At 70.3% G+C, this 1,938-nt stretch carries 1 protein-coding gene and 1 pseudogene; one reads left to right on the forward strand and one right to left on the reverse strand.

What is annotated here, in order from left to right; all coding sequences use genetic code 11:
- Nucleotides 1-644, reverse strand: a pseudogene (locus GTW43_RS21695) (chemotaxis protein); the annotation flags it as partial.
- A 133-nt stretch (nt 645-777) separates the two neighbouring features.
- Here GTW43_RS21695 and GTW43_RS21700 point away from each other — a divergent pair.
- On the forward strand, nt 778-1,938 hold a 1,161-nt coding region (locus tag GTW43_RS21700; protein ID WP_161303687.1), incomplete at its 3' end, for a basic amino acid/polyamine antiporter.

Genomic DNA, 1,938 nt, shown 5'->3' on the forward strand with positions numbered 1-1,938 from the left:
GGTTCGCCGGTGACGTAGAGGGGGCGGGGCTCGGTGCGCAGCAGGTCGGCCAGGGCGGCGTCGGCCTCGCGGAAGAACTGCCGGGTGGCCTCGTCGCGGTAGGTGCTCGGCATGTCGCCGATGCGCTCCTTGCGTTCGGCGTCCGGGTCGTCGAGGCTGCGGGCCTGCGGGAAGCCGTGCCCGGTGTCCTCCACGACGCGGCCGCCGCGCCCGTCCCACAGGGTGATGCGGTCGGTGGCGACGGCGAGCACCCAGTACGGGTGCGCGGCCGCGTCGGCGGCGACGAGGTTGCGGGTCAGGAAGGTGTCGGCGACGACGACGCGGGCGGGCACCGCGCGGTCGATCGCCCAGACCTGGTGCTCGCCCGGTGCGGCGAACAGGACGAGCCCGTCCTTGGCGTGCACGAGGTCCGCCTCCTGCACGGCTGCGCGCAGATGGTGCAGCACGTCCTCGCGGCGTTCCTTGGTCACGCCGGGGTCCGCGTCCAGCCTGCGGGCCGCGTCGTCGACCAGGTTGCCGAGCCGTACGGGGTCCTGGGCGTCGTCCGGCGGGCGCCGGTGGGTGGTCATCGCCAGCGAGACGGCGGGGTACGAGCGCGGTCTGCGCAGGTCGCGGAGGATCTCCGGATTCAGCGAGGAGTACATGTCCTGGGGGTCCCTTTCAGAGGCCGGACGCCCCCATCCTGCCCATGCATCGCGAATCCGGCAAAAGGTGCATGAAGCGTCGAAACACTACAAGAATGTGACCGAGCATCACCCGGGCCACGAGAGGGACGGCATGGAGAAGGCTTCTTCGGACGCCACCACGGCGTCCCCCGTCACGGCCCGACTGACGCTCTTCACGCTCACGACCATGGTCATCGGCTCCATGGTCGGCGCCGGGGTCTTCTCACTGCCGCGCCGGTTCGCCGAGGAGACCGGGGTGGCCGGGGCGCTGATCGCGTGGGCAATCGCGGGCGCCGGCATGCTGATGCTCGCCTTCGTCTTCCAGTCGCTCGCCGTGCGCAGGCCCGACCTGGACGCGGGCGTCTACGCCTACGCCAAGGCGGGGTTCGGCGAGTACATCGGCTTCTTCTCCGCGTTCGGCTACTGGGCCAGCTCCTGCGTCGGCAACGTGACGTACTGGGTGCTCATCATGTCGACGGTCGGCGCGATCTGGCCGGCCCTCGGCGACGGCGACACCGCTCTCGCGGTCGTGCTCTCCTCGGCCGGCCTGTGGGCGTTCTTCCTCGTCATCCGGCGCGGGGTGAAGGAGGCCGCGGCCATCAACCGGATCGTCACGGTGGCCAAGATCGTGCCGATCCTCGTCTTCGTCGTCCTGGCCCTCGTCTACTTCGACCCCGGCGTCTTCGCCGACAACTTCGGCGGCGCCGACTACGCCGGCTCCCTCTTCAGCCAGGTCCGCGGCACCATGCTGGCCACCGTGTTCGTGTTCCTCGGTGTCGAGGGCGCCAGCGTCTACTCGCGGCACGCCAAGCGCCGCGAGGACGTCGGCCGGGCGACCCTGCTCGGCTTCGTCAGCGTCTTCGCCATCTTCGCCTCCGTCGTCATCGTGTCGTACGGGATCATGCCGATGGAGCAGATCGCCGACCTGCGCCAGCCGTCGATGGCGGGCGTGCTCGAGGAGGCCGTCGGCACCTGGGGCAAGGTCTTCATCAGCATCGGCCTGATCGTGTCCGTGCTCGGCGCCTACCTGGCCTGGACGCTGATGGCCGCCGAGGTGCTGTTCGTCGCCGCGAAGGACGACGACATGCCGCGCTTCCTCGGCCGCTCGAACGCCTCGGACGTGCCGGTCCCCGCACTGCTCCTGACCACGGTCCTCATCCAGGTCGTCCTGGTCGTCACCGCGTTCTCCAGCGACGCCTTCAACTTCGCGCTCGATCTGACCAGCGCCCTGTCGCTCATCCCGTACCTGCTCGCCGCCGCCTTCGCCGTCAAG

Source organism: Streptomyces sp. SID5785 (assembly GCF_009870065.1).
Classification (GTDB): domain Bacteria; phylum Actinomycetota; class Actinomycetes; order Streptomycetales; family Streptomycetaceae; genus Streptomyces.